Annotated in this window: 1 rRNA gene; it reads left to right on the top strand. The window is 46.7% G+C overall.

Annotated elements, in window-relative coordinates:
• Positions 1 to 86: ribosomal RNA gene (locus KVP70_RS33770) — 23S ribosomal RNA — on the top strand; the annotation flags it as partial.
• Between the last annotated feature and the right edge of the window lie 169 nt (positions 87 to 255).

Genomic DNA, 255 nt, shown 5'->3' with positions numbered 1-255 from the left:
CGAGACCAGGACGTTGATAGGTCAGGTGTGGAAGTGCAGTAATGCATTAAGCTAACTGATACTAATTGCCCGTACGGCTTGTCCCTATAACCTTAGCAGGTTATGGTTGAATAAGAAGTACGTTGGAACGTTCGTTGATACAACAACTTCATTACCCATTTACTTACTTCTCCAGATTCGGAGCGTCGCTGAAAGCGTCGCTCGTACAAGTCAATGCCTGATGACCATAGCAAGTTGGTCCCACCCCTTCCCATC

Source organism: Duganella violaceipulchra (assembly GCF_019166075.1).
In the GTDB taxonomy this organism is placed as follows: Bacteria; Pseudomonadota; Gammaproteobacteria; order Burkholderiales; family Burkholderiaceae_D; genus Rugamonas; species Rugamonas violaceipulchra.
This window is presented reverse-complemented; position numbering and strand designations above follow the sequence as displayed.